Below are 23,045 nucleotides of genomic sequence, written 5' to 3' on the forward strand. Positions count from 1 at the left end.
GAAAGCCCGGCTCCAGACATCGCTAGGACAGCAGTTGGTCATGACGCCGCAGTTGCGTCAGGCGATCAAGCTATTGCAGATGTCCACCACCGAGCTGGAACTGGAAATCGCCGAAGCGGTGGAGACCAATCCGCTGCTGGAATGGGCCGACGAGGCCGCGCATGCGGCCAACGAGCTGCCGGTGGACGCGTCGTCGGCCGCCTCCACCGACGACACCCCGCGTGAGGAACCGGCACCGGCCGAGCGCGATGACGACTGGTCACAGGACGAACTGCAGTGGACCGGGTCGGGCAGCGGCGGCAGCTTCGACGACGACGAGTCCGGCGATGCCGCCGAGCGCGTGGCCGAATCCGAAACCTTGGCCGACCACCTGCTGTGGCAGCTGCACCTGTCCCCGCTGTCGCCACGCGACCGCCAGATCGGCGCGCTGCTGATCGATGCGCTGGATGAGGACGGCTACCTGCGCGAGCCGCTGTCGGCGATTCTGGAAACGCTGGCGCTCGGCGCGGCGGTGGACGAGGCCGAAGTGCTGACCGTGCTGCACCAGATCCAGCGCTTCGACCCGGTCGGCGTGGGTGCGCGCACTCTTGGCGAATGCCTGGCACTGCAGCTGGCGGTGCTCGACCCGGCCACTCCGGGGTGCGAGCTGGCGCTGCAGATCGTCGCCGGCCCGCTGGAGCGCCTGCCGCGCAGCGGCGTGGCCGGCCTGGCGCACGAACTCAAACGCTCCACCGCCGATGTCGAGCAGGCGGTCCAGCTGGTGCGCTCGCTGGACCCGCGCCCGGGCAAGCAGATCGGCGACCTGTCGCAGGACACCTACGTGGTACCGGACTGCGTGATCTGGCGCCAGCGTGGCGTGTGGCGGGCCTCGCTGGCCGGCCGCGCGCAGCCCAAGGTCACCATCCACCGCGGCTACGAGAACCTGATCCGCAGTTGCGGCGAGTCCGACGCCGGCTACCTGCGCGGTCAGCTGCAGGAGGCGCGCTGGCTGCTCAAGAGCCTGGAGGCGCGCGGCGAGACCCTGCTGCGGGTGGTGCGCTGCCTGCTGCAGCACCAGGCCGGGTTCCTGGAATTCGGCGCGCAGGCCCTGCGGCCGCTGACCCTGCGCGAGATCGCCGGCGAGCTCGGCCTGCACGAATCCACTATTTCCCGCGCGATCGCGCGCAAATACGTGCGCACCCCGCGCGGCACCATCGCGCTGCGCTCATTCTTCGCCTCCGGCATCGACACCGACAGCGGCGGCGAGGCTTCCAGCACCGCCATCCAGGCCATGATCCGGCGCCTGATCGAGGCGGAAAACCCGCGCAAACCGCTGTCCGACGCCAAGTTGGCCGATCTGCTGAAAACTTCCGGCGTACCAGTGGCGCGGCGCACCGTTGCGAAGTATCGTGAGGCCATGAACATTTCCGCCTCCCACGAACGCGTCCGTATCGCCTGACGTTGCATCCACCGCAACGCCGGCCTGCGCCGGGTAAGTCGGAGCACCGGAAAGGTTCATTGGCCCACCGACCAATGGAGGTATCCGATGCGTATCGAGACGTATGGCCACCAGCTTGAAGTGACCCCCGCGCTGCGGGAGTACGTGGCAAGCAAGCTGCAGCGACTGCAGCGCCATTTCGACCAGCACTGTGAAGTCCGAACCCAGCTGGCCGTTCGCAAGCCAGACCATCACGTGGTCGCCACCGTCAACCTCCCCGGTCGCACCCTGCACGCAGATGCCAGCGGCTCCAGCATGTATGCGGCCATCGACCTGCTGGTCGACAAGCTCGACCGCCTGGTGCTCAAGCACAAGGAAAAGAAATGTAACCACCATGCACGCGAGGTGCGCGACAATCCCGCATGACGCTTCCCGCTTGATGCCCTCATGCCTTTAACCGATCTGATGGCGGCCGTGCGCACCGTGGTGTCGCCGGCCGCCGATCGCGACACCGTCCTGCATGCCGCCGCCGACCTGCTGTCCTGCCGCCAGGCCGGTGCCGACGAGCTCTACGCCAACCTGTGCGAACGCGAGGCCCTGGGCAGTACCGCCATCGGCCACGGCATTGCCATCCCGCACGGGCGCTGCCCCAACCTCACCGAACCGCGTGGCGCCTTGCTGCGCTTGGACACGCCGGTGGCCTTCGGTGGCGACGAGCCGGTGGACCTGATCTTTGCGATGGCGGTGCCGGCGCACTACACCCACCAGCATCTGATGCTGCTGTCGGAACTGGCCGAGCGGTTCTCCGATGCGGACTTCCGTCAGCAGTTGCGCGCCGCCCCCAATGCCGACGCCTTGATGGCGCTGCTCACCGACGCACCGCCAGCACAGGCCAGCGCCGCATGAATACCAGCATCACCGCACGCGAACTGTTCGACCAGCAACGCGACAAGCTGGCGCTGCGCTGGGTGGCAGGCCAGAAAGGCGAGCACCGCGAGATCGAGGCCGGCAGCAACAACGCACGCCGCCCCTCGCTGGCCGGCTATCTCAACGTGATCTATCCCAACAAGGTGCAGATCCTGGGCACCGAAGAGCTGGCCTGGCTGGACTCGCTGGATGCGCGGCAACGCTGGGAAACCATCGAGAAGATCATCCAGGTGCAGCCGCTGGCGCTGGCGATCAGCAAGAACCAGTCCTGCCCGGAAGACCTGCGCGCGGCCGCCGACGAATCCAACACGCCGCTGTGGATCTCGCCCAAGCGCGGCCACGAGTTGCTCAATCACCTCTCCTACCACCTGGCGCGCACGCTGGCGCCGCGGGTCACGCTGCATGGCGTGTTCATGGAGATCTATTCGATCGGCGTGCTGATCACCGGCGAGGCCGGCTCGGGCAAGAGCGAGCTGGCGCTGGAACTGCTCAGCCGCGGTCACCGGCTGGTGGCCGACGACGCGCCCGAGTTCACCCAGATCGCCCCCGACGTACTCGACGGCACCTGCCCGGAACTGTTGCAGGACCTGCTGGAAGTGCGCGGCCTGGGCGTATTGAACGTGCGCGACATGTTCGGCGACACCGCGGTGAAGAAGAACAAGTACCTGCGCCTGATCGTGCACCTGACCCGCCCGATGACCGAGCCCACCCCGTCGGGCTACGAACGCCTGACCGGCGATTCCGGCAGCCGGCACGTGCTGGATCTGGACGTGCCGCTGATCACCCTGCCGGTGATGCCCGGGCGCAATCTGGCGGTGCTGACCGAAGCGGCCACGCGCCTGCATATCCTGCGCACCAAGGGCATCGACCCGGCGGCGATGTTCATCGCCCGCCACAGCAACCTGCTGGAGCGACGCACGCCATGAGTACCGCGCCCTCCACGTTGATGATCGTGAGCGGGCTGTCCGGCTCCGGCAAATCGGTCGCGTTGAAGACCTTCGAGGATCTGGACTACTACTGTTCGGACAACCTGCCGGTGGAGCTGCTGCCGGATTTCGTGCGCAGCCGCCTGCGCGGCAATCCGCTCGGCGACCAGCGCCTGGCGGTGGGCATCGATGTACGCAGCCGCAGCGACCTGACCCAGCTGGCGCAATGGCGCCAGGCCGCGCAGGAATACGGGATCGAGGCGCGGCTGCTGTTTTTCGAGGCTGGCGACGAGGCGCTGATCAAGCGCTATGCCGATACCCGCCGCCGCCACCCGCTGAGCCATCTGGGCCTGGCCTTGCCGGAAGCGATCACCCGCGAGCGGCAGTTGACCGAACCGCTGCGTACGCAGGCCGACGCCATCATCGACACCAGCGCGCTCAACGTGCACCAGCTGCGTCGCCGCGTGGTCACCGAATTCGCGCTCGGCAGCAGCGACCGGCTGTCGCTGCTGTTCGAATCGTTCGCCTACAAACGCGGCGTGCCGGCCGAGGCCGACTTCGTGTTCGATGCGCGCGTCCTGCCCAATCCGCATTGGGACCCGGAACTGCGCCCGCTGACCGGCCGCGATGCCGGCGTGCGCGAGTATCTGGACAAGGAACCGGACGTGGTGCGCTACAGCGCGCAGATCGTGGACCTGCTCGATACCTGGCTGCCACGGCTGCGCAACGACACCCGCAGCTACGTGACCATCGCCTTCGGCTGCACCGGCGGCAAGCACCGCTCGGTGTATCTGGCCGAACGGATGGCGCGGCATGCGCGCGAGCAGGGCTGGCCGGAGGTGGCGACGTTTCACCGTGAGCAGGATTGACGGGCGGGGATTGGGGAATCGGGATTGGGGAATCGTTAAAGCGGTGTCATGCGGCTTGAAATGTGCGAACGGTCGATGACAGCTGTGCTTTGAAGCTTGGCCTTGCGGGTTGGCCTCGGCATCGGGTCCCCGCCCCGCGCTTGCTGTCGAGGCTTTGATCTTGGTGGCTCATTTGGAGCTGCAGGCCGTCCTTGTCACTGCTGCTTCCTTAGTTTTGCTGCGGGCACAGATCTATCGGCCTGACGCAGGCATTGGGTTTGCGGGAAAAACTTTTGATCGGTGCATTCGTCTGCGCGTTCTGATCGGGGACTGCCTGGCAAGTGCGCGCTGCAGCGTTCGCTTGTGATGCGGTTCGCATTGGCAGACTCCGGACGTCGCGATCATTGCCATGCGGGCAGCGGCGCGCTTGCTGCATGCGCTGCACGCGACACGCTGCAGCGGTCCTAAACGGCTATTCATTTCGCAACACATCGGTGTCGGCAAACGCTATCGCGCGGTCATGCCGACCTGTTAACGTTTCGGCATGGCCTGTGGCATTCTCCTCATTACTCATCCCGGCATCGGCGCGGCGTTGTTGAACGTGGCGACGGGGCTGTTGCGGCAGTTGCCGCTGAAGACCGAAGCGTTCGATGTGCCGCTCGATGCAGACCTGGACGCCTTGTTGCCCCAGGCCTCGTCGGCGATGCGACGGGTCGACAGCGGCGACGGCGTGCTGGTCATGACCGACCTGTACGGCGCCAGCCCCAGCAATCTCGCCAGCCGGTTGGCAAAGCTCGGCACGCCGGTTCGCCGGGTGTCCGCGCTCAGCCTGCCGATGCTGCTGCGGGTGATGAACTACCCCGAACAAGGATTGCAGGAGCTGCCCGCCACCGCGGCGGCAGGCACCCGCAACGGAGCGATCATCGACGATGCTTGAACGCGAACTCATAGTTTCCAATCGACTCGGACTGCATGCGCGGGCAACCGCCAAGCTGGTGCAGACGCTGTCGTCCTATCGCAGCAACGCCACCCTGGCGGCCAAGGGCCGCGAGGTGAATGCCAAGAGCATCATGGGCGTGATGCTGCTGGCCGCCGGCCAGGGCACCAGCGTGGTGGTGCGGCTGGATGGCGAGGACGAAGCGCAAGCCCTGCAGGCGCTGGTGGACCTGTTCGAGCGTCGTTTCGACGAGGACAGCTGAGCATGCGCCGCGTCGGTGCGGGGCTGACCGACAGGGCGCGTCCGCGCCAGGGCCGCACATGAGCCTGCGTTTGCGTGGACATGCCGCCTCGCGCGGCAATGCACTCGGACGCGCGCGCGTGCGCCAGAGCCACACGCTGGAAGTGGCCGAACAACGCGTGCCTGCCAGCCAGGTGGAAACCCAGCTGCAGCGTCTGCACGTGGCGATCGACGCGGCACGCACCGAGATGCAGCAGCTGCGCGACCGCCTGCATGGCGCGCTTGCGCGCGAGGTCGGCGAATTCCTCGAACTGCATGCGCTGCTGCTCGACGACCCGGAACTGCTGCAAGGCCTGGACGAGTTGATCCGCACCCACCGCTACAGCGCCGACTACGCCTTGCGCGTGCAGCGTGACCGACTGGCGGCGGTGTTCGACGGCATGGAGGACGCCTACCTCAAGAGCCGCATGGACGACCTGGATCACGTCATCGGCCGCATCCATGCGTTCTTGCACAAGCGCGCGCCCGACCTCAAGGGCGTGGCCGGCGAGATCCTGGTCTGCGACAACGTGGCGCCGTCGGAGCTGGCGCAGCTGCAGGCGCAAGGGGTGGTCGGCATCGTCACCACCGCCGGCAGCGCGCTGTCGCACAGCGCGATCCTGGCGCGCAGCCTGCACCTGCCGCTGGTGGTGGGGGTGAGCGATGCGGTCCAGCGGATCGACGATGGCGATGTGTTGATCGTCGATGCCGGCTCCGGCCAGGTGATCGTCGATCCCAAGCCCGAGCATCTGCGCGACTACCGCGAGCGCCTGCGCGCGCTGGCCAAGGAACAGCGCGAACTGGGACGGCTGCGCTCCAAACCCACGCGCACACGCGACAACGTCGATATCACGCTGCTGGCCAATGCCGAATCGCTGGAGGACGTGGCCAAGGCGCACGCGCTCGGCGCCAGCGGCCTTGGCCTGTATCGCACCGAATTCCTGTTCCTGCAGCGCAGCGAGTTGCCGGACGAAGAAGAACAGTTCCACACCTATCGCGACACCGTGTTGGGCATGAGCGGGCGACCGGTCACCATCCGCACCCTGGATCTGGGCGCCGACAAGGCCGACCGCACCGGCCTGACCTTGAGCGATGAGGACAACCCGGCGCTGGGCTTGCGCGGGGTGCGGTTGTCGCTGGCCCGCCCTGCGGTGGCGCAGGCGCAGTTGCGCGCGATCCTGCGCGCCTCCGGCTACGGGCCGGTGCGCATCCTAGTGCCGATGGTCAGCGGCCGCGAGGAAGTCCAGCTGCTGCGCCGGCAGATCAAGAAGCTGGCCGCGCAATTGCGCGAACAAGGCCACGAGATCGCCGAGCACATTCCGCTGGGCGCGATGATCGAAGTGCCGGCTGCGGCCCTGGCGCTGGACTGCTTTATCGACGACATCGATTTCCTGTCGATCGGTACCAACGATCTGGTGCAGTACCTGCTCGCGGTGGATCGCAACAACGAGGCACTGGGCGAGCTGTATTCGCCGTTGCATCCGGCGGTGCTGCGCCTGATCGCGCAGGTGATCGCCACCGGGCGCGCGTACGCCAAGCCGGTGGCGGTGTGCGGCGAGATCGCGGGCGACCCGCGTTTCGTGCCGATGTTGCTGGCGCTGGGGCTCACCGAGTTCAGCCTGCATCCGGCCACGCTGCTGGAAGTGCGCCGTGCGGTGCGCGACATCCACCTGGGCGAGTTGCGGGTGCAGGGCGACAAACTGCTGCGCGCGCGCGACCGCAAGGGCATCGAGAAGTGGCTGGCCACCGTCGCGCAGGGCCTGGCGCGCTAAGCGATCGCGTCATCGCGCGGGCGATGTTCTAACGCGTTGCGAGCGGCACTGTATGTTTCGTCACCGTGCGCAAGCGATAATGCCGTGCTGACTCAGCAGCGCGTCTTCCATCGGGACGTGTCCACTCTTCCAGGGAGCCGCGCATGGCCGAAGCCGTCCGCCACGACAAGACCGCGCGCCAGCTGCGACTGCTGTCCGATGCGCTCGATAGCGGACGCCTGGGCCCGGTACGCCGGCTGGTCAATACGCTGGCGCCGGCGGAGATCGGCAACCTGCTGGAGTCGCTGCCGCCCGGCAAGCGCGAAGTGGTGTGGGGGCTAGTCGACCCGGAAGACGACGGCGAAGTGCTGCTGCATGTCGGCGATGAAGTGCGCGAAAGCCTGCTGGCCGACATGGACACCGACGAGATCGTCGCCGCGGTCGAAGACCTCGACATCGACGATCTGGCCAATCTGGTCGAAGACCTGCCCGACACCGTCATCGACGAAGTGCTCAAGTCGATGGACCGCGAGAACCGCGAGCGGCTCGAACAGGTGCTGTCGTACCCGGAGGACACTGCCGGCCGCCTGATGAATCCGGACGTGGTGACGGTGCGTGCCGACGTCAATGTCGATGTGGTGCTGCGCTATCTGCGCCTGCGCGGCGAGCTGCCCGACCACACCGATCACCTGTACGTGGTGAGCCGGCGCCATCAGTACCTGGGCCGGGTGTCGCTGGCCGCGCTGGTCACCCACGAGGACAGCACGCCGGTCAATCGCCTGATCGACGACGAACAACCGGCGATCGATGTCGGCGATGGCTCCGACGAGGTCGCACGGCGCTTCTCGGACCACGACTGGATCTCCGCGCCGGTGGTGGACGACAACAACATCCTGCTCGGCCGCATCACCATCGACGACGTGGTCGACATCATCCGCGAACAGGCCGAACACCAGGCCATGAGCGCGGCCGGTCTGGACGAGGACGAGGACATGTTCAGCCCGGCGCGGCGCGCCTTCCGCCGCCGCCTGATCTGGCTGGGCATCAACCTGTGTACCGCGTTCATTGCATCCAGTGTGGTCAGCCGCTTCGAAGGCACGATCGAGAAGCTGGTGGCGCTGGCGGCGTTGATGCCGATCGTGGCCGGCATGGGCGGCAACGCCGGCACCCAGGTGCTGGCCCTGATGGTGCGCGGCCTGGCGCTGGGCCAGATCGGCTCTTCCAACGTGATGACCCTGCTCAAGAAGGAGCTCACCGTCGCGCTGATCAACGGCCTGGTGCTGGGCGTGGGCCTGGGCCTGATCGTGCTGGCCTGGTTCCAGCAGCCGATGCTGTCGCTGGTGATCGGCACCGCGCTGACCTTGAATATGCTCACCGCCGCATTCGGCGGGGTGCTGGTCCCGGTGACGCTGAAACGCCTTGGCTTCGATCCGGCATTGGCCGGCGGGGTGATCCTGACCACGCTGACCGACGTGATGGGGTTCCTGAGCTTCCTCGGCCTGGCGACGCTGATCCTGCTGCCGTAGTCGCCGTGTCGGGCCATGACGATCAACGTTGTACCGAGCACACCGCAGCGACAATCAGATGAATATTCGACAGAAATCGCCGCAGCGCGACATGCCAGCACAGCTGCATGCGGCGATACTGCGGGTATGTCATCGGTCTGGGGGTGTGCGTGATCCGTCGTTGTCTTGTTCTTGCGATTCTTGCGCTGCTGCTGGCCGGCTGTTCCAGCATGGCTGAGCGCCACCACGACGGGCGCCGCGGCCATTTCGTCACCCGCACGCTGCAGCTGGAAGGACGGCTCTACCGCTATCAGGTGTTCGTGCCGACCTCCAAGGCGCCGCAACCACGCCCCATCGTGCTGTTCCTGCATGGCTCGGGCGAACGCGGCGACAACGGGCGCGATCAGGCAGAAGTGGGCGTCGGGCCTTACCTGAGCGAACACACCGCCGAGTTCCCGGCGCTGGTGGTGCTGCCGCAGGTGCCCGATGACGAGGAGTGGCTGGGCATCAATGCACGCATGGCGATCGCCGCGCTGGATGCGGCCAGCGCCGAATTCGGTGCCGACCCGCAGCGCACCTATCTCACCGGCATCTCGATGGGCGGCTATGGCGCCTGGGAAATCGGCCTGATGCAGCCGCAGCGCTTTGCCGCGATCGTGCCGATCTGCGGTGCGCTCAAGGCGCCACGCGATGAGCGTCGCACGCTCTACGTCAGCCTGGTGGCCAAGGAAGCCGACCCGTACACCGCTGCGGTCACCCAACTCAAACACGTGCCGATCTGGATGTTCCATGGCGCCAAGGACGACTCGGTGCCACCGCATGACGACCGTGCGCTGTACCGCGCCGCCAAGGGCATCGGCGCCAACGTGCGCTACAGCGAATATCCGGACGGCAACCACAACGCCTGGGATGCGACCTACGCAGACCCGGCGATGTGGGAGTGGATGTTCAAGCAACGCCTGCGCTGAGCGGGCGGCGCATCGCGCCGATGCGGTCTGCGCCCGCTCAGTGGTGATAGCCGGTATCGGCGGTGATCTTGCCGCGGAACACGCGGTACGACCACACCGTGTAGCCCAGGATCAGCGGCAGCAGCACCACCAAACCGATCAGTGCGAACAGCTGCGACGACGGCGGCGCGGCGGCCTGCCAGATGGTGTAGACCGGCGGCACCAGATACGGCCACATGCCCAGCACCAGGCCGAGGAAACCGAGCACGAACAGGCCCATCGCCAGCAGGAACGGCGGCGTATCCGGCCGCCCCGCTTCGGTGCAACGCCAGAGCGCGAAGCCGACGATGGCGACCAGCACCGGCACCGGCATCAGCCACAGGTAGTGCGCGCCGCTGAACCAGCGGTCCATCACATGCGATTGCAGCGACGGCAACCACGCACTGACCAGGCCGATGAAGATCAGCACGCTGATGGTCAGCGGCCGGCTCAACTGCCGCGCGAGCTGCTGCACATGACCTTCGGTCTTGAGGATCAGCCAGGTGCTGCCGAGCAGCGCGTAGCCGAACACCAGCGCCGCGCCGGTCAGCATCGCGAACGGACTGAACCAACCCCAGATGCCGCCGACGTAGCGGTCGTCTTCGATCGGCAGGCCCTGCACCAGCGCGCCCAGGATCACGCCCTGCGCAAACGTGGCCAGGATCGAGCCGGCAGCGAAGGCATTGCTCCACAGCCGCCGCGAGCGATGCGCCTTGAAGCGGAACTCGAACGCCACCCCGCGGAACACCAGCGCCATCACCATCAACAGCACCGGCAGATACAGCGCCGACAGGATCACCGCATACGCCTTGGGAAACGCCGCCAGCAGCCCTGCCCCGCCCAGCACCAGCCAGGTCTCGTTGCCGTCCCAGATCGGCGCGGCGGTATTCATCATCAGATCCAGCTGCGCTTCGTCCTTGCGGAACGGCGCCAGGATGCCGATGCCGAGCACGAAGCCGTCCAGCACCACGTACATCAGCACCCCGAAGCCGATCACCGCGAACCACGCCACCGGCAATACGCTGCTCATGTCCATCATGCGGCTCCGTCGATCGGTTCGTCGGCCGCCGACAGCGGCCGTGCCGGGGTGTGTTCGCCGTGGTCCAGCTGCGGCGCGTCATGCGGGGTCGGGCCGATCTTGCCGATCTTGACCAGGTACCAGATGCCCCAGCCGAACACGAACGCATAGCCGACCACGTACACCGCCAGCGAGATTGCGGTCATCAGCGTCGATTGCGGGCCCACGGCATCGGCAGTGCGCAACAGCCCATAGACCACATACGGCTGCCGCCCCATCTCGGTGACGAACCAGCCCGACACCAGCGCGATGAAGCCGCTCGGCAACATCCAGCGCCAGGTCGCCAGCAACCAGCGCCACTGCAGCAACTTGCCGCGCCACCAGGCGAACGCCGAGACCCAGGCCACCAGCAGCATCAACGAGCCCAGCCCGACCATGATGCGGAAGGCGAAGAACACCGGCAGCACCGGCGGGCGATCGGCCGCCGGCACCGAGGTCAGCGGCGCGATGCTGCCTTCCGCACTGTGGGTCAGGATCAGGCTGCCCAGGCGCGGAATCGCCACCTCGTAATCGTTGCGCTCGGCCTGCGCATTGGGCAGCGCGAACAGCACCAGCGGAAACCCCTTGCCCTGGCCTTCGTCATGCCAGTGCGCTTCCATCGCCGCGATCTTCATCGGCTGGTGCTTGAGCGTGTTCAAGCCATGCATGTCGCCGACGAAGATCTGCAGCGGCACGGTGATCGCCGCGAAGGCCACCGCCAGCTTGAGCATGCGCAGCCCGGCCTCGCGGTGCACGCCGCGATGCAGATACCACGCCCCCACCGCACCGACCACGAAGCAGGTGGTGATGAACGAGCCCAGCGCCATATGCGCAAGCCGGTACGGGAACGAGGGGTTGAAGATGATCTTCAGCCACGCCACCGGATGCACGATGCCGTTGACCACCTCATAGCCGGCCGGAGTCTGCAGCCAGCTGTTGGACGACAGGATCCAGAACGTGGAAAACAGCGTGCCCAGCGCCACCATGCAGGTCGCCAGGAAATGCAGGCGCTCGGAAATACGCCCCCAGCCGAACATCATCACGCCCAGGAAGCTGGCTTCGAGGAAGAACGCGGTCAGCACCTCGTAGCTCAACAGGGGGCCGATCACGCTGCCGGCGATCCGGCTCAGCTCCGGCCAGTTGGCCCCGAACTGGAAGGCCATCACGATGCCGCTGACCACGCCCATGCCGAACGACACCGCGAAGATCTTCTGCCAGAAGAAATACAGCTCGCGCCACACCGGCAGCCGGGTGCGCAGCCAGCGCCATTCGAGAAATGCCAGCAGGCTGGACAGCCCGATGGTGAACGCGGGAAACAGCACGTGGAATGCGATGACGAATCCGAACTGGATCCGCGATAACAGCAAGGCATCCATGGAGAATCCTCCAGGAAAAAGATGGGGCAGCATCAGCGCACAGGTTGCAGGTCGATTGCCGAACACCAGTGCCGGTCGATCGCGACCTCTGCGCTACGGGATCATGATAAGGACGGTCGTGCTCGTTCCCGATGCGACACGGCGTCGCATCTGCGGCAAATTGCCGCGCTTGTGCAGCCAGCAGCGGCCCACAACCCGCAGCGGTTGGTCGTCAGGTGGGCGCGGGTGGCGCGCCCGGAACCGCAGCGCGGGCGTGGCTCATGCCGATTCGTAGCACCGGCCGCGCCTGCCTGACGTTGTAGCCTTGTTGGCCCTCTCGGCGATGCTACACCCGGTGTGCACTGCAGCGCGCATTCCTTGCACGCAGACGCGTTGCACACAGGCCGGTCACCGCGATGCACCCGGCTCTCGCAGATACACCGGCACGCGATGGAAGGTCACCGCGCTGCCCCACCGCATCCGCACGCAGGGCACCGGAGAACGCTACGGCCGCACCCGCTCCCAGACCCGCAGGAAATTACCGCTGTACACATCGACGATGCGTTGCGTGGGCCAGCCGGCATCCAGCATCGCCTGCGTGAGCCTGGGCAGATCCGCGCCGCTGCGCAGACCGGTCGGCAGGCTGGAAATGCCCCCATCGAAATCGCTGCCGAAACTCAGGTGTTTCCACGGATCCTCGACAATCCCCATGGCAGCGATCTGTCGGGCGAAGGCTTCGTAGTAGCCGACGACAAAGGCGAGATCGGCATCCATGTTCGGCTTGCCGTCGGCCAGATAGGCATGTTGCAGAAAGTACGGCGCCAGGATGACGCTGATGCAGCCACCGGTCTGGACGATGGCGCGGATCGCCGCGTCGTCGAGCCCGCGGTCGAGATGACGCGACGGCCGCGTTTCGGCGCCACGGGTGACACTGCGCGAGGCGGCATGCGAGGCGAAGGCCGGCACATTGCGACGGATGCAGATGGCGCAGGCATCGAGGACGCCCTGGCTGGAGGTGTGCGAAAGATCCACCAGCAGTCCGGCATCGATGCAGCGCTCCACGACCTTGCGGCCGAATTCCGACAGCCCCGCGCCCTCGATCCCGCGCCACGGATTGAGCGGCGCATAGCCGGCCTGGGAGATGTCGGTATGGCTGAAATGGTTGAGCGTCACACAGGCGGCGCCGGCCCTGGCAGCGATGTCCAGGCGCTCCAGCCGCAGCGCCTGGCTGCGGACTCCGCGTGGGCCGAGCATATGCGCGCCCTCCAGCGACAGGATGGCGCAGCAAAGACCCTCGGCCCGAACCGCGCGCAGCTCGGCGGCGCTGCGTGCCAGCCGCATCCGACCCTTGCTCGCGACCACCATCTCCTCGACATAGCGCTGATGCTCCACCCAGTTGTTCCAGGGGTCGAGAAACGGCGCACCGAAGAGGTTCTCCCACAACGCGTGGGCGCTGAAGCAGGCAGCGCCGTAGCCGCCGGCCAGAAAGTCCGGTCCGCTGACGTGGTACATCAGCGGTTGGTTGCGACCTCTTGGCGAGGTCTTGGACATCAGCCAGAGGATCAGCGAGCGTCGCTGCGCTTTCCAATCGCCCTTCCAGTAATCGAAGCCACCCAGGCGCGACAGATACAGGGAGTCCAGATGCGTATCGACCGGATAGGCCAGCGCATGCACTGCCTCCAGTGTGCGGGCGGCAGGCAAGGCAGCAGAATTCTCGGACGAAACGGCATGCATGCACGAACCCGGCGATGATTGCTGAAACAATCAAGGAATGAAGCGATGCATTTTCATCGTCGCGCGCTGGCGCGCCGATGATTCCAGCCAACCAATGCAACGAACAGAATCGGCCGAATGACAGTAGCCGAGCTGGATCGGCAGATCCAGCCACTCGCCTGTCTAATGGAGAAGGAAACCGCAAGACTGCTTGCGTGTTCTCGCTTCGACGGTGTGCAACAGCGCACTGCCGCCGTGGTTGCGCCGCTGGACGATCACGCACTCAGCCGCGTTGACCTATACGCTCATGTCCGCGCACGCACGCGTCGCGCCACTTCGCTGACCACGGCGATGAAGACAGTCAGACCGACCATCGACAGGAACTGCGCGCGGGTGTCCGCCGAAGACGCCAGCAGCACGAAGATCACCGCCAGGATCGCCAGGGCCAGCAGGGTCAGAAACGGATAACCCCGCATGCGGAACGGCAACGCGATGCCGACGCGGTCGGCGCGTGCGCGCAGGATCAGCTGCGACAGCAGCGAGATCGTCCACACCAGCAGGCAGGTGGCGCCGACGATGTTGAGCAGCATCGGCAACACCTTGTTGGGGTACAGCAGTTCCAGCGCGGCTGCGGCAAATCCGAACAGCACGCTGGCGATGACCGCCACCAGCGGCACCTGCTCGCCGCTGGTCCTGCCAAGCAGCCGTGGCGCTTCGCCGCGCTGGGCTAACGAGAAGATCATCCGCGAGGCGCCGTACAGATTGGCATTGAGCGCCGACAGCAAGGCCACCACGGCGACCAGGGTGATGGCGGTGGCCGCGCCGGGAATGCGCGCCACCTCCAGCACGGCGGCAAACGGCGAGCTGAGCGCCGCGCTGGTCCACGGCACCACCGCCACGATCACGCTGATCGAGCCGATGTAGAACACCAGGATGCGCCAGGCCACGGTGCGAATCGTGCGTGCCAGGCTGCGGCCCGGGTCGGCGGTTTCCGCAGCGGCCACTGCCACGATTTCGGTGCCGCCGAAGGCGAACACCACCACCAGCAACGCCGAGCCAATGCCGGCCAGCCCCTTGGGTGCGAATCCGCCGTTCTGGGTGAAGTTGGACAGCCCCGGCGACACCACGCCGGGCAACCAGCCGGCCAGCAGGGCCACACCGATCAGCAGGAACACCACGATCGCAACGACCTTGAGGATGGCGAACCAGAATTCGAACTCGCCGAAATTGCGCACGCCGAGCAGATTGATCGCCGTGAAGGTGGCCATGAACACCACCGCCAGCAATGGCACCGACAACGCCGGCCATACCGAGGCGAGCAGGCCCGCCGCGCCGACCGCTTCGGCGGCGATCACCACCACGATCTGCAGCCACCACAACCAGCCCACCGTCGCACCGGCGGTCGGCCCCATCGCGTCGGCTGCGTATACCGAAAACGCACCGCTGGCCGGCTTGGACGCGGCCATTTCGCCCAACGCGTTCATCACGATGATCACCAGCGCTCCGGCGATCAGGTACGACACCAGCACTGCCGGCCCCGCCGCGTGGATCCCCACGCCCGAGCCCAGGAACAGCCCGGCGCCGATCGCCGTGCCCAGGCCCATCATCATCAATTGCCGCGGTTTCAGCGCGTGGCGCAAGGTGGGCGCGGCGGACGGAGCGTGCTCAGCAACGGGATCGGTTGGAAGCGGCATGGACGGGCTTGCATGGATGGGATCGCGACACGATACCGCGTCGCGGCGCCTGCCGCGCCTCTTGACGCCGGCGCCGGAGCGAGGTCGATCAACCTTGGGGGCGCTTGCCTGCATCCACCGCCAGGGATCACCGCCACGTGCAACCACCGGTGGCCGCCGTGCCTGGCCGCGAACCGGCCAGGCGCGAACCAGCTGCATCCCACAGACAAGAATCCCCGGCCAGGCCGGGGATCCATGTGACCGCACCCTGTTGTCGCTTACTCGGCCAGGTTGGTGCCCGCACCGGCGGTGGCGATCACCTTGGCCTTGACCTGTGCGGCCGGGGTGATGCTGTAGGTGTAGCCCAGCGGTTCGGGGAACACCTTGGTGGTGATCCAGTTGGTGGCGTTGGCGTACGGCTTGCTGCCATCCGGGGTGCCCCAGGTGATGCCGCTGCCGACGTAGTTGTTGATCAGGTCCCAGTAGCCGATCTCGCTGCTGTCGCGCGAGGTCACCGGGTTCTTGATGTTCTCGAAGTAGTTGGACTCGATCTTGGCCACCCCGCCCATGCGCACGTTGATGCCCGAGGTGGTGACGTTGTTGAAGTAGTTGTTGTAGATGTGGCTCAGCCCACGCCGTTGCAACGGCACGCGCGATTCGACGTTCTCGAAGCGGTTGTGGTGATAGGTGGTGCGCGCAGCCGAATTCTTGGTGTCGCTGTCGCTGTATCCGTTGAGCGCGACCTTCTGGTAGTTGTAGACGTGGTTGTAGGACACGGTGACGTGATGGACGCCCTTCTTCATGTCGATGCCGCCATCGAAAGACGCATCGCCGGCGCCCGAGCACTTGGTCAAGGAGGCGAACACGGTGTTGTGGTCGACCCAGATCTTGGACGGCGAGCCGCTGGAATTGCCTTCCAGCGAGATCGAGTCGGCATCTTCACCGCCCTGCAGCAGGCCGATGGTCATGTTCTGGATGATGACGTTGCTGGAGTTGCCCACCACCCAAAGCCCGAAGTTGGCCGACGAGCCGTTGGCCCCCTTGATGGTGATGTTGCTCTTGTTCTTGATCTGCACGGTCTTGGCCGGCAACTTCCACTGCGCGCAGACGTCCTTGATGCTGCTGAAGTCGAACTTGCCGGTGTAGTTGAGCACCAACCCGCCGCTGCCGGAATAACTGTCGATCGCAGCCTGCATCGCCTCGAAGGTGGTCACGGTGACCGGTGTCTTGTTGCCGCCGCCGGTGGTGCCGGCACCGTACCCGACCGGGCCGGCGATGGCGCCCGCAGCGCAGGCGGACAGGGCAAGCGCAACTGCGCCCTGAAATGTCTTGATGATCATGCAGCCTCTCCCAAAGTGTGGAAAAGCGATGCGTGCTGCCTGCGCCGGAGCGACGACAACAGCAAAGCGGTGCGTGGGGGCCGCATTCTTCGCGCGATTTAACACATAAAACAATTATCCATCACTGAAACTTTGACGCACCACGGTGTTCTCCGTGCAGGACATGCAAAAGAGACAGCACGAGACACCCGGGACAAGACACCATTGTGGCGTGCACGGTGTTTTGCTCTGTATGCAGATGTGTTTTTCATGCATGCAAACGCAGGCCGATGCCGGTTTGCTCACGCGCGCTTTCGACCGCAGTTGCTGGTGGCAAATGCGTTTTCTAAGCATCGAAGTGCGACACACAATGCTGCGCGGTGGTCACTGCACACGAACGTGTGTTGTGAGCGTCATTGGTGCGTAGCAGCAGCGCCATCGCAGGCACATGCGGTCTGCGAGGCTTGTGAGGTTTGTGTGGTTTACGCCACGTCAGATGGCGCTTTGCAGAAGACGATGCGTGCTTGCGCTTTTGGCGCAATCGCGACAATGGGCGAGCACTGGCGCTACGACCAGCCTCTTTCGACATTGTCAGGCCGCTTCGGTCCGACCACGTGGTGCGTCAGGTGGTGTTCGACCGTAGCTGGCAATCCGCATTGGATGTGTCGGCTCAACGACACGCGGTTGAGGCACAGCTGCGTGTATCGACAGGGGGACTCTTCAATCATTGCTCGCGCTGACGCATGTAATGCGCAAGCAAGGCAGCGCATGCTCAATCGCGACGCGTCGCAGCGGCGCACCGCAGCCGGGCACGCTCAGCTTCACGGCACTTACATACACCCCACCCCATCCACTCAAACAGCGCGGCTGGCCTGTATGGAGGCATGCACCAGCTGCTCGCCGGGCCACGGCGTCTGGTCGTCGAGGAAGTTGCCGACCAGGCGCATGCACGCCGGGCGTTCTTCCACATGTGGCATATGGCTGGAATTGGCGAACACATGCCACCGCGCGTCCGGAATCAGGCGTGCGTACGGCTCCACCGTTTCCGGTGTGGCCTCATCGTACTTGCCCGACAGCACCAGCGTGGGCGCGTTGATGCGATGCAGGCGCTCGATGATGCTCCAGTTGCGCAGGCTGCCGACCACGTGAAATTCGGTCGGGCCGTTCATGGCGTGATACACGGTCGGGTCGGCATCGATGGCGGCGAAGGTGCGCGCCACTTCGGCAGGCCAGGGCAGCACGCGGCAGACGTGCTGGGCGTAGAACACCTGGCTTGCGGCGCGATAGGCCGGGTCGTCCAGGGTGCCGGCCGCTTCGTGCGCGTCCAGCGCCGCCTGGATGTCCTCGGGCAGGCGCGCACGCAGCCGCAGCGCCGCAGCGCGCCACAAGCCCATCGATGCCGGGGAGTTGGCGATCACCAGCGCACGCAGGCCGGCCGGCCGCCGCACCGCATGCTCGGCCGCCAGCATCCCGCCCCAGGACTGCCCGAGCAGCGCGTACTGCGACAACCCCAACTGCGTGATCAAGGCCTGCAACTCGTCCAGAAACAGCCCCACCGTCCAGAAACCGGGGTCTGCATCGGGAAGATGGGTGGACTTGCCGTTGCCGAGCTGGTCGTAATGGATCACCGCGCGGCCATTGGCCGCCAGGTCCTTGAAGCTGTCCACATAGTCATGGGTGCAGCCGGGGCCGCCGTGCAGCACGATCAGCGGGCAGGCGTCGCTGCGCAGGTCGCCGGTGATGCGGTACCAGGTCCGGTACCCACGGAATTCGACGTAACCCTCGGTGGACTGCATGACCTGCGCCTGCTAACGGCAAGAATGAGCGCCGAGCCTAGCGAGGCAACCGCCGCGCGTTAACTGGCAAAACTCCCAGGTTCGTGGCGCTTTCGAAGATCGGGGCCGGCTGCGCGGGCGATGCGATCCAGCTGAACGCGTATTTGGTCGCCAGGACGGGCATCAATCAGGGCAGAGATTGCGCCTGCCGATCGCAAATTCTCGCCGCAGCGAAATCGTCTATCGCGGCATGTCGCCGCAGCCGAGCACGTCGGGCTTACGGCTCCAGCAATCGATAGTGCATGCCGCGCACGACGGCCTCGACGCGATTGCGCGCGCCCAGCTTGCGCGCTGCCGAGTTCAGATGCAGGTTCACCGTGGCGGTGGAACGGTTGAGCGCAGCGGCGATGCTCTTGGCTGTCAGCCCCTTGGCCGAATACTGCAGGCATTCGCGCTCGCGGCGGGTCAGCACGATGTGGTGGCAGCGGCGTTCCTGCGGATCGAGCAGTTCCTGCGCGCGTGCCTGGAAGGTATGCGCCAGCAGCAGGAATGGCGACAGCTGCGCTTCGGCCAGCCGTGGCGCCTCGGCCGCGACCGCATCGACCGCAGCACTGAATGTCGCGAACGCGCCACCCGGCAGGTGCAGGGGCACGGTGACACCGGTTCCCATACCGCTATCGCACAGATAACGCGTGACCTGCCGATGCTGGCTGCCGACGTATTCCACGCCCTCCATCTCGCCGTCGCTGCGGTAGGACCACACGAATGGCGTGGTGCGGCGCGTCGCACGCTGCTGCACGGGGTCGTGCTGGTAATAGCCGTGCTCGCACCAGATGTGCTGCATGTCGCCCGGCGCATTGCGCTGCATGAACACCGACGGGGTGATCAATGCCCCTTCCAGACTCAGGGGGACCGGCGCGTAGTCGTAGACCAGTGACTGGAAGCCCAGCCCGCAGACGTCGGAAAACACCCGGTCCAGGCAGGCATTGAGCGTGTGCAGCGCCTGCAGGTCGCGGCCCAGGCTGGCCAGAGTGTCGAACATGTGGGGTCCTTCGGTGTCGACGTACGCCGCTGGATGACATCCGGCATGGAAAACCTAGCATTTTTACCAATGGATGGGCTTGGCGGCCACATTATCGTCACAATGCCAGTCAGCTGGCTGCACTGCAGCATCGACCTGCAGACGCTCCCACGGCGCCTGCGTCGCGACTCGGCATCCCTTTCAGCGGACACCTGCATGACCGACACCCCCCGCCGCAACGATGCGGCCGCGCTGGAACGCTTTGGCTACACCCAGGAGCTCAAGCGGCAGCTGACGCTCAAGGACCTGCTGATCTACGGGCTGGTATTCATGGTGCCGACCGCGCCGTTCTCCATTTTCGGCGGCGTGTTCGACATCAGCGCCGGGATGGTGCCGCTGACCTACCTGCTCGGCTTCGTGGCGATGCTGTTCACCGCGTTGAGCTACCAGCAGATGTCGCAGGCGTTTCCGGTCGCCGGCTCGGTGTATGCGTATGTGGGACGCGGCCTGAGCAGCGGCATGGGCTTTCTGGCCGGCTGGGCGATCCTGCTGGATTATCTGCTGGTGCCAACCCTGCTCTACGTGGTCGGCGCCAACGCCATGCACAACGTGTTGCCGGCACTGCCGCAGCCGGCGTGGATCGCCTTCTTCGTGGTGCTCAACACGCTGGTCAACCTGCGCGGCATTGAAACTACCGCGCGTGCCAATCGCTTCTTCCTCTACGCGCAGCTGGTGGTGCTGGCGGTGTTCGTGGTGCTGGCCAGCCTGGCGATCCAGCGTGGCGTCAATGGTGCGCACTGGAACCTGCGTCCGTTCTACAACCCGCAGGCCTTTTCGCCGCAGCTGATCTTCAGCGCCTTGTCGGTGGCGGTGGTGTCGTTCCTGGGCTTCGATGCGATCTCCACGCTGTCCGAAGAAGCCCGTGGCGGCAATCGCGTGGTCGGGCGCGCGACCCTGCTGGCGCTGTTGCTGGTGGCGGGCTTGTTCGTGCTGCAGACCTGGCTGGCCGCGCTGCTGCAGCCCACCCTGCAACGCTATCCCGACGCGCAGGCCTCCAACGATGCGTTCTTCGAGATCGGGCGCCTGATCGCCGGGCCGTGGTTGCAGATCGTCATTGCGCTCACGGTCGCGATCAGTGCGGCGATCGCCAACGCGTTGGTGGCGCAGGCGGCCACCTCGCGCCTGTTGTTCGCCATGGCGCGCGACCGCCAGCTGCCGGCCTTTCTGCGCTACATCCATCCACGCACCGGCGTGCCGCAGCGCGCCATCCTGCTGGTGGCAGGCCTGAGCATGGTGCTGGGCGAAGTCTTCGTCGGACAGATCGCGCTGCTGTCCTCGTTGTGCAATGTCGGCGCACTGACCGCCTTCATCCTGTTGCACGTGGCGGTGCTGTGGCATTTCCGCGGGCAGGGCCGCCGCGTGCTGTTGCATGTCGCCACGCCGTTGATCGGCATCGTGATCCTGGCCTATGTGCTGATCAATGCCGACCAGCATGCGCAACTCGGCGGCACGGCCTGGATGGTGGTCGGGCTTGCAGTGTTGGCGTTTTTGAAAGCCAGCGGTCGCTCGACCGACTTCCGCGCCAGCGACGCGTTGGAATAATCCGTCGCGAGCCGATATGCAGCCTTGCTGCTGGCTGCCGGCGTGCGTCGACATGCCTGCTTGCAGGGACGTAGCGCGCGCCTTGTTAAAGCCCGCCGAGGTTATGCGCAGTCGCCATCCCGCATGCAGCGTAGCTACCTGCATCGCCTGACAGCTTGATCAAGGCGGCGCTGCCGGTGCGCTGCGCGACCGCAGTTGCCGCAGGTAGAGCGGCGTACGTGTTGCAGATATGCGGCGCCATGCGCATGCGCAACGCTACTGGCAGGCGCGCACACGTCAACTGCTGCATGCAAAACACGATGATCTTTTTATCGAATGCCAATCTCTGAACGAGATTTTCAGCACATATTCAGCTTTAAACATTCGCTAGTCTCGTTCGGCGCCAACGATGGCGCCCGCACGCTGTGGCCCCCGCTGCAGCCTGTCGTTCCCTGATGAGAAGGACTACCCATGAATCGCAAGAATGCCTTGTACCTGGCGCTGTTTTCCGCCGTTTCCGGCGCTGCACTGGCAACGCCGCCGACCGAAATGGATGCGGCGCCGGTGAGTACCGCGCCGCAGGCGGCCAAGCTCGGCGCGGCGACGTTGCAGTCGGCAAGTCTGCGTGGCGGCATCCTGCCCACGCGTGTGGTGCAACTCACTGCGCCCACCAGCACCGAGATCGGTCGCGTGCGTGAGCGTCGCATCGCACAGGTCAAACATGGGCAGCCCTTGCAGATCGGGTTTTCGCGCGCGGTTGCCAAGCCTTTGGTGAATCTGGCCACGCTTGATTGGCAGATGGCCAAAGACGGCTCACGCGTGGCGACCCTGAAGGTCGGCTCCGCGCAGGCGGCCTCGCTGCGTGCATCGCTGATCCTGCGTGGTGCCGGAGCCACGCCGGGCGATCCGTCCAAGGTGACGCTGCGCTTTGCCGGCGACGATGGCCGGGTGTTCGAGCAATCCGGTGCCAGCTTCGCCGCCAGCGGCGACGCCATCGGCTGGTCGCCCACCGTCAGCGGCGAGAATCTGTTGGTGGAGCTGTCGCTGCCGGCCGGCCAGTATCCGGAGAACTTCAGCCTGAGCATCCCGCAGCTGTCGCACCTGGATATCAGCCCCACCGCCAGCGCGCGCGACATGATGACCATCGCCATCGGCGAGAGCGATTCCTGCCAGAACGATATCGTCTGCCGCGCCAATCCCACCGCTGGCTTCACCAATGCCGCAAAGGCGGTGGCGCGCATGGTGTTCACCACCAGCCAGGGCTCGTTCCTGTGCACCGGCACGCTGCTCAACAACACCAACTCGCCCAAGCGCAACCTGTTCTGGACTGCAGCGCATTGCATCAGTACGCAGACGGTCGCCAACACACTGCAGACCTACTGGTTCTACGACGCGGCCACCTGCAACGGCAATACCGCCAGCTCGCAGGCCACCACCTTGACCGGCGGAGCATTCCTGCGCCACGCCAATACCACGCGCGATACCGCGTTGCTGGAGCTGAAGACCGCACCGCCAAGCGGCGCGTTCTACGCGGCATGGAACAGCGCGGCGATCGGCGCGACCGGCACCTCGATCGTCGGCATCCACCACCCGTCCGGTGACGTCAAGAAGTATTCGCTGGGCACCGTCAATGGGCTGAGCACCAGCATCGACGGCAAGAGCCCGCTGTACCGTGTGGTCTGGAACGATGGCGTCACCGAGGGCGGCTCGTCCGGCTCGGGCCTGTTCACCGTCGCCAGCGGTGGCGCCTACCAGCTGCGCGGCGGCCTGTACGGCGGCTACTCGTTCTGCACCGCGCAGACCGATCCGGATTACTACTCGCGCTTCTCGGACGTGTATTCCAGCATTTCCACCTACTTCGGCCCGTAAGCGGGTGCTGCGCGTGGCAGGCGGGTAGCGCCTGCCACGTGCGACTGCGCCTGGCCTGTGCAGAGTGTGGTCGATTGTTTGATGTGCTGTGTGGATCGATCTGTAC

19 protein-coding genes, 1 other RNA gene and 1 pseudogene are annotated in these 23,045 nt (G+C 65.8%); 12 read left to right on the plus strand and 9 right to left on the minus strand.

The window, feature by feature from the left end; all coding sequences use genetic code 11:
* The first annotated feature begins 40 nt into the window (after window positions 1–40).
* From ABQ039_RS13675 to rapZ, 5 genes are all read left to right on the plus strand, one after another.
* A complete protein-coding gene (locus ABQ039_RS13675) occupies window positions 41–1,438 on the plus strand; it encodes an RNA polymerase factor sigma-54 (RefSeq protein WP_374057803.1) in 1,398 nt (465 codons plus the stop codon).
* Window positions 1,439–1,525: 87 nt separating this feature from the next.
* On the plus strand, window positions 1,526–1,843 hold the full coding sequence (hpf, locus tag ABQ039_RS13680) for a ribosome hibernation-promoting factor, HPF/YfiA family (protein ID WP_016904608.1): 318 nt from the start codon (window positions 1,526–1,528) through the stop codon (window positions 1,841–1,843).
* A 21-nt stretch (window positions 1,844–1,864) separates the two neighbouring features.
* The gene (locus tag ABQ039_RS13685; protein WP_026064839.1) at window positions 1,865–2,323 is read left to right on the plus strand and encodes a PTS sugar transporter subunit IIA; all 459 of its coding nucleotides are present in this window, start codon (window positions 1,865–1,867) and stop codon (window positions 2,321–2,323) included.
* On the plus strand, window positions 2,320–3,270 hold the full coding sequence (hprK, locus tag ABQ039_RS13690; RefSeq protein WP_016904610.1) for an HPr(Ser) kinase/phosphatase: 951 nt from the start codon (window positions 2,320–2,322) through the stop codon (window positions 3,268–3,270). Before ABQ039_RS13685 ends, hprK begins: the two co-directional genes overlap by 4 nt.
* The gene (rapZ, locus tag ABQ039_RS13695; RefSeq protein WP_024938736.1) at window positions 3,267–4,139 is read left to right on the plus strand and encodes an RNase adapter RapZ; all 873 of its coding nucleotides are present in this window, start codon (window positions 3,267–3,269) and stop codon (window positions 4,137–4,139) included. Before hprK ends, rapZ begins: the two co-directional genes overlap by 4 nt.
* Before the next feature lie 451 nt (window positions 4,140–4,590).
* Here the strand turns inward: rapZ and ABQ039_RS13700 are convergent.
* Window positions 4,591–4,842 (minus strand): annotated as a pseudogene (locus ABQ039_RS13700) (GNAT family N-acetyltransferase); the annotation flags it as partial.
* On the opposite strand from ABQ039_RS13700, the gene ABQ039_RS13705 reads away from it, so the two are divergent.
* The 5 genes from ABQ039_RS13705 to ABQ039_RS13725 all read left to right on the plus strand — a co-directional run bounded on the left by ABQ039_RS13705 (window position 4,732) and on the right by ABQ039_RS13725 (window position 9,558).
* On the plus strand, window positions 4,732–5,055 hold the full coding sequence (locus tag ABQ039_RS13705; RefSeq protein ID WP_369920304.1) for a PTS sugar transporter subunit IIA: 324 nt from the start codon (window positions 4,732–4,734) through the stop codon (window positions 5,053–5,055). The pseudogene ABQ039_RS13700 and the gene ABQ039_RS13705 overlap by 111 nt on opposite strands.
* Window positions 5,048–5,317, plus strand: coding sequence for an HPr family phosphocarrier protein (locus tag ABQ039_RS13710; RefSeq protein WP_016904613.1), 270 nt, complete (start codon window positions 5,048–5,050; stop codon window positions 5,315–5,317). Before ABQ039_RS13705 ends, ABQ039_RS13710 begins: the two co-directional genes overlap by 8 nt.
* Before the next feature lie 58 nt (window positions 5,318–5,375).
* Window positions 5,376–7,106 (plus strand): phosphoenolpyruvate--protein phosphotransferase, encoded by a 1,731-nt coding sequence (gene ptsP, locus ABQ039_RS13715; protein ID WP_349778027.1) that lies wholly within the window; start codon window positions 5,376–5,378, stop codon window positions 7,104–7,106.
* Between the two features lie 143 nt (window positions 7,107–7,249).
* Window positions 7,250–8,611: a magnesium transporter gene (gene mgtE, locus ABQ039_RS13720; RefSeq protein WP_024938734.1), complete on the plus strand. Its 1,362-nt coding sequence runs from the start codon at window positions 7,250–7,252 to the stop codon at window positions 8,609–8,611.
* A gap of 107 nt (window positions 8,612–8,718) precedes the next feature.
* Entirely contained in the window at window positions 8,719–9,558 is an 840-nt protein-coding gene (locus ABQ039_RS13725; protein ID WP_184456883.1) for a prolyl oligopeptidase family serine peptidase, read from the plus strand.
* A gap of 37 nt (window positions 9,559–9,595) precedes the next feature.
* Here ABQ039_RS13725 and cydB read toward each other — a convergent pair whose 3' ends face one another.
* The 8 genes from cydB to ABQ039_RS13765 form a co-directional block, all read right to left on the minus strand.
* Window positions 9,596–10,612, minus strand: a complete 1,017-nt coding sequence (cydB, locus tag ABQ039_RS13730) for a cytochrome d ubiquinol oxidase subunit II (RefSeq protein ID WP_039519768.1) — start codon at window positions 10,610–10,612, stop codon at window positions 9,596–9,598.
* Window positions 10,612–12,009, minus strand: coding sequence for a cytochrome ubiquinol oxidase subunit I (locus tag ABQ039_RS13735; protein WP_024938732.1), 1,398 nt, complete (start codon window positions 12,007–12,009; stop codon window positions 10,612–10,614). Before ABQ039_RS13735 ends, cydB begins: the two co-directional genes overlap by 1 nt.
* 185 nt (window positions 12,010–12,194) lie before the next feature.
* A non-coding RNA gene (locus ABQ039_RS13740) (sX9 sRNA) lies at window positions 12,195–12,271 on the minus strand.
* Between the two features lie 221 nt (window positions 12,272–12,492).
* The gene (locus ABQ039_RS13745; protein WP_349778026.1) at window positions 12,493–13,722 is read right to left on the minus strand and encodes a dipeptidase; all 1,230 of its coding nucleotides are present in this window, start codon (window positions 13,720–13,722) and stop codon (window positions 12,493–12,495) included.
* 284 nt (window positions 13,723–14,006) lie between these two features.
* Window positions 14,007–15,395, minus strand: a complete 1,389-nt coding sequence (locus ABQ039_RS13750; protein ID WP_349778025.1) for an amino acid permease — start codon at window positions 15,393–15,395, stop codon at window positions 14,007–14,009.
* Between the two features lie 257 nt (window positions 15,396–15,652).
* Window positions 15,653–16,714 (minus strand): polysaccharide lyase family 1 protein, encoded by a 1,062-nt coding sequence (locus ABQ039_RS13755; protein ID WP_046343682.1) that lies wholly within the window; start codon window positions 16,712–16,714, stop codon window positions 15,653–15,655.
* An 833-nt stretch (window positions 16,715–17,547) separates the two neighbouring features.
* Window positions 17,548–18,489, minus strand: coding sequence for a proline iminopeptidase-family hydrolase (locus ABQ039_RS13760; protein WP_166770654.1), 942 nt, complete (start codon window positions 18,487–18,489; stop codon window positions 17,548–17,550).
* A 256-nt stretch (window positions 18,490–18,745) separates the two neighbouring features.
* Window positions 18,746–19,510: a LuxR family transcriptional regulator gene (locus tag ABQ039_RS13765; protein WP_039515206.1), complete on the minus strand. Its 765-nt coding sequence runs from the start codon at window positions 19,508–19,510 to the stop codon at window positions 18,746–18,748.
* A gap of 195 nt (window positions 19,511–19,705) precedes the next feature.
* Between ABQ039_RS13765 and ABQ039_RS13770 the strand changes: the two genes are divergently transcribed.
* Window positions 19,706–21,091: an APC family permease gene (locus tag ABQ039_RS13770; protein WP_166770652.1), complete on the plus strand. Its 1,386-nt coding sequence runs from the start codon at window positions 19,706–19,708 to the stop codon at window positions 21,089–21,091.
* A gap of 450 nt (window positions 21,092–21,541) precedes the next feature.
* A complete protein-coding gene (locus ABQ039_RS13775) occupies window positions 21,542–22,939 on the plus strand; it encodes a serine protease (RefSeq protein WP_047129084.1) in 1,398 nt (465 codons plus the stop codon).
* Window positions 22,940–23,045 lie beyond the last annotated feature (106 nt).

This window comes from Xanthomonas sp. WHRI 6108, assembly GCF_040202385.2.
Classification (GTDB): domain Bacteria; phylum Pseudomonadota; class Gammaproteobacteria; order Xanthomonadales; family Xanthomonadaceae; genus Xanthomonas; species Xanthomonas arboricola.

Bases quoted from the DNA above. Each gene is read 5' to 3' on its own strand.
- ABQ039_RS13675 (WP_374057803.1), top strand. From the start codon at position 41: ATGACGCCGCAGTTGCGTCAGGCGATCAAGCTATTGCAGATGTCCACC.
- hpf (WP_016904608.1), top strand. From the start codon at position 1,526: ATGCGTATCGAGACGTATGGCCACCAGCTTGAAGTGACCCCCGCGCTG.
- ABQ039_RS13685 (WP_026064839.1), top strand. From the start codon at position 1,865: ATGCCTTTAACCGATCTGATGGCGGCCGTGCGCACCGTGGTGTCGCCG.
- hprK (WP_016904610.1), top strand. From the start codon at position 2,320: ATGAATACCAGCATCACCGCACGCGAACTGTTCGACCAGCAACGCGAC.
- rapZ (WP_024938736.1), top strand. From the start codon at position 3,267: ATGAGTACCGCGCCCTCCACGTTGATGATCGTGAGCGGGCTGTCCGGC.
- ABQ039_RS13710 (WP_016904613.1), top strand. From the start codon at position 5,048: ATGCTTGAACGCGAACTCATAGTTTCCAATCGACTCGGACTGCATGCG.
- ptsP (WP_349778027.1), top strand. From the start codon at position 5,376: ATGAGCCTGCGTTTGCGTGGACATGCCGCCTCGCGCGGCAATGCACTC.
- mgtE (WP_024938734.1), top strand. From the start codon at position 7,250: ATGGCCGAAGCCGTCCGCCACGACAAGACCGCGCGCCAGCTGCGACTG.
- ABQ039_RS13725 (WP_184456883.1), top strand. From the start codon at position 8,719: ATGCGGCGATACTGCGGGTATGTCATCGGTCTGGGGGTGTGCGTGATC.
- cydB (WP_039519768.1), bottom strand. From the start codon at position 10,612: ATGGACATGAGCAGCGTATTGCCGGTGGCGTGGTTCGCGGTGATCGGC.
- ABQ039_RS13735 (WP_024938732.1), bottom strand. From the start codon at position 12,009: ATGGATGCCTTGCTGTTATCGCGGATCCAGTTCGGATTCGTCATCGCA.
- ABQ039_RS13745 (WP_349778026.1), bottom strand. From the start codon at position 13,722: ATGCATGCCGTTTCGTCCGAGAATTCTGCTGCCTTGCCTGCCGCCCGC.
- ABQ039_RS13750 (WP_349778025.1), bottom strand. From the start codon at position 15,395: ATGCCGCTTCCAACCGATCCCGTTGCTGAGCACGCTCCGTCCGCCGCG.
- ABQ039_RS13755 (WP_046343682.1), bottom strand. From the start codon at position 16,714: ATGATCATCAAGACATTTCAGGGCGCAGTTGCGCTTGCCCTGTCCGCC.
- ABQ039_RS13760 (WP_166770654.1), bottom strand. From the start codon at position 18,489: ATGCAGTCCACCGAGGGTTACGTCGAATTCCGTGGGTACCGGACCTGG.
- ABQ039_RS13765 (WP_039515206.1), bottom strand. From the start codon at position 19,510: ATGTTCGACACTCTGGCCAGCCTGGGCCGCGACCTGCAGGCGCTGCAC.
- ABQ039_RS13770 (WP_166770652.1), top strand. From the start codon at position 19,706: ATGACCGACACCCCCCGCCGCAACGATGCGGCCGCGCTGGAACGCTTT.
- ABQ039_RS13775 (WP_047129084.1), top strand. From the start codon at position 21,542: ATGAATCGCAAGAATGCCTTGTACCTGGCGCTGTTTTCCGCCGTTTCC.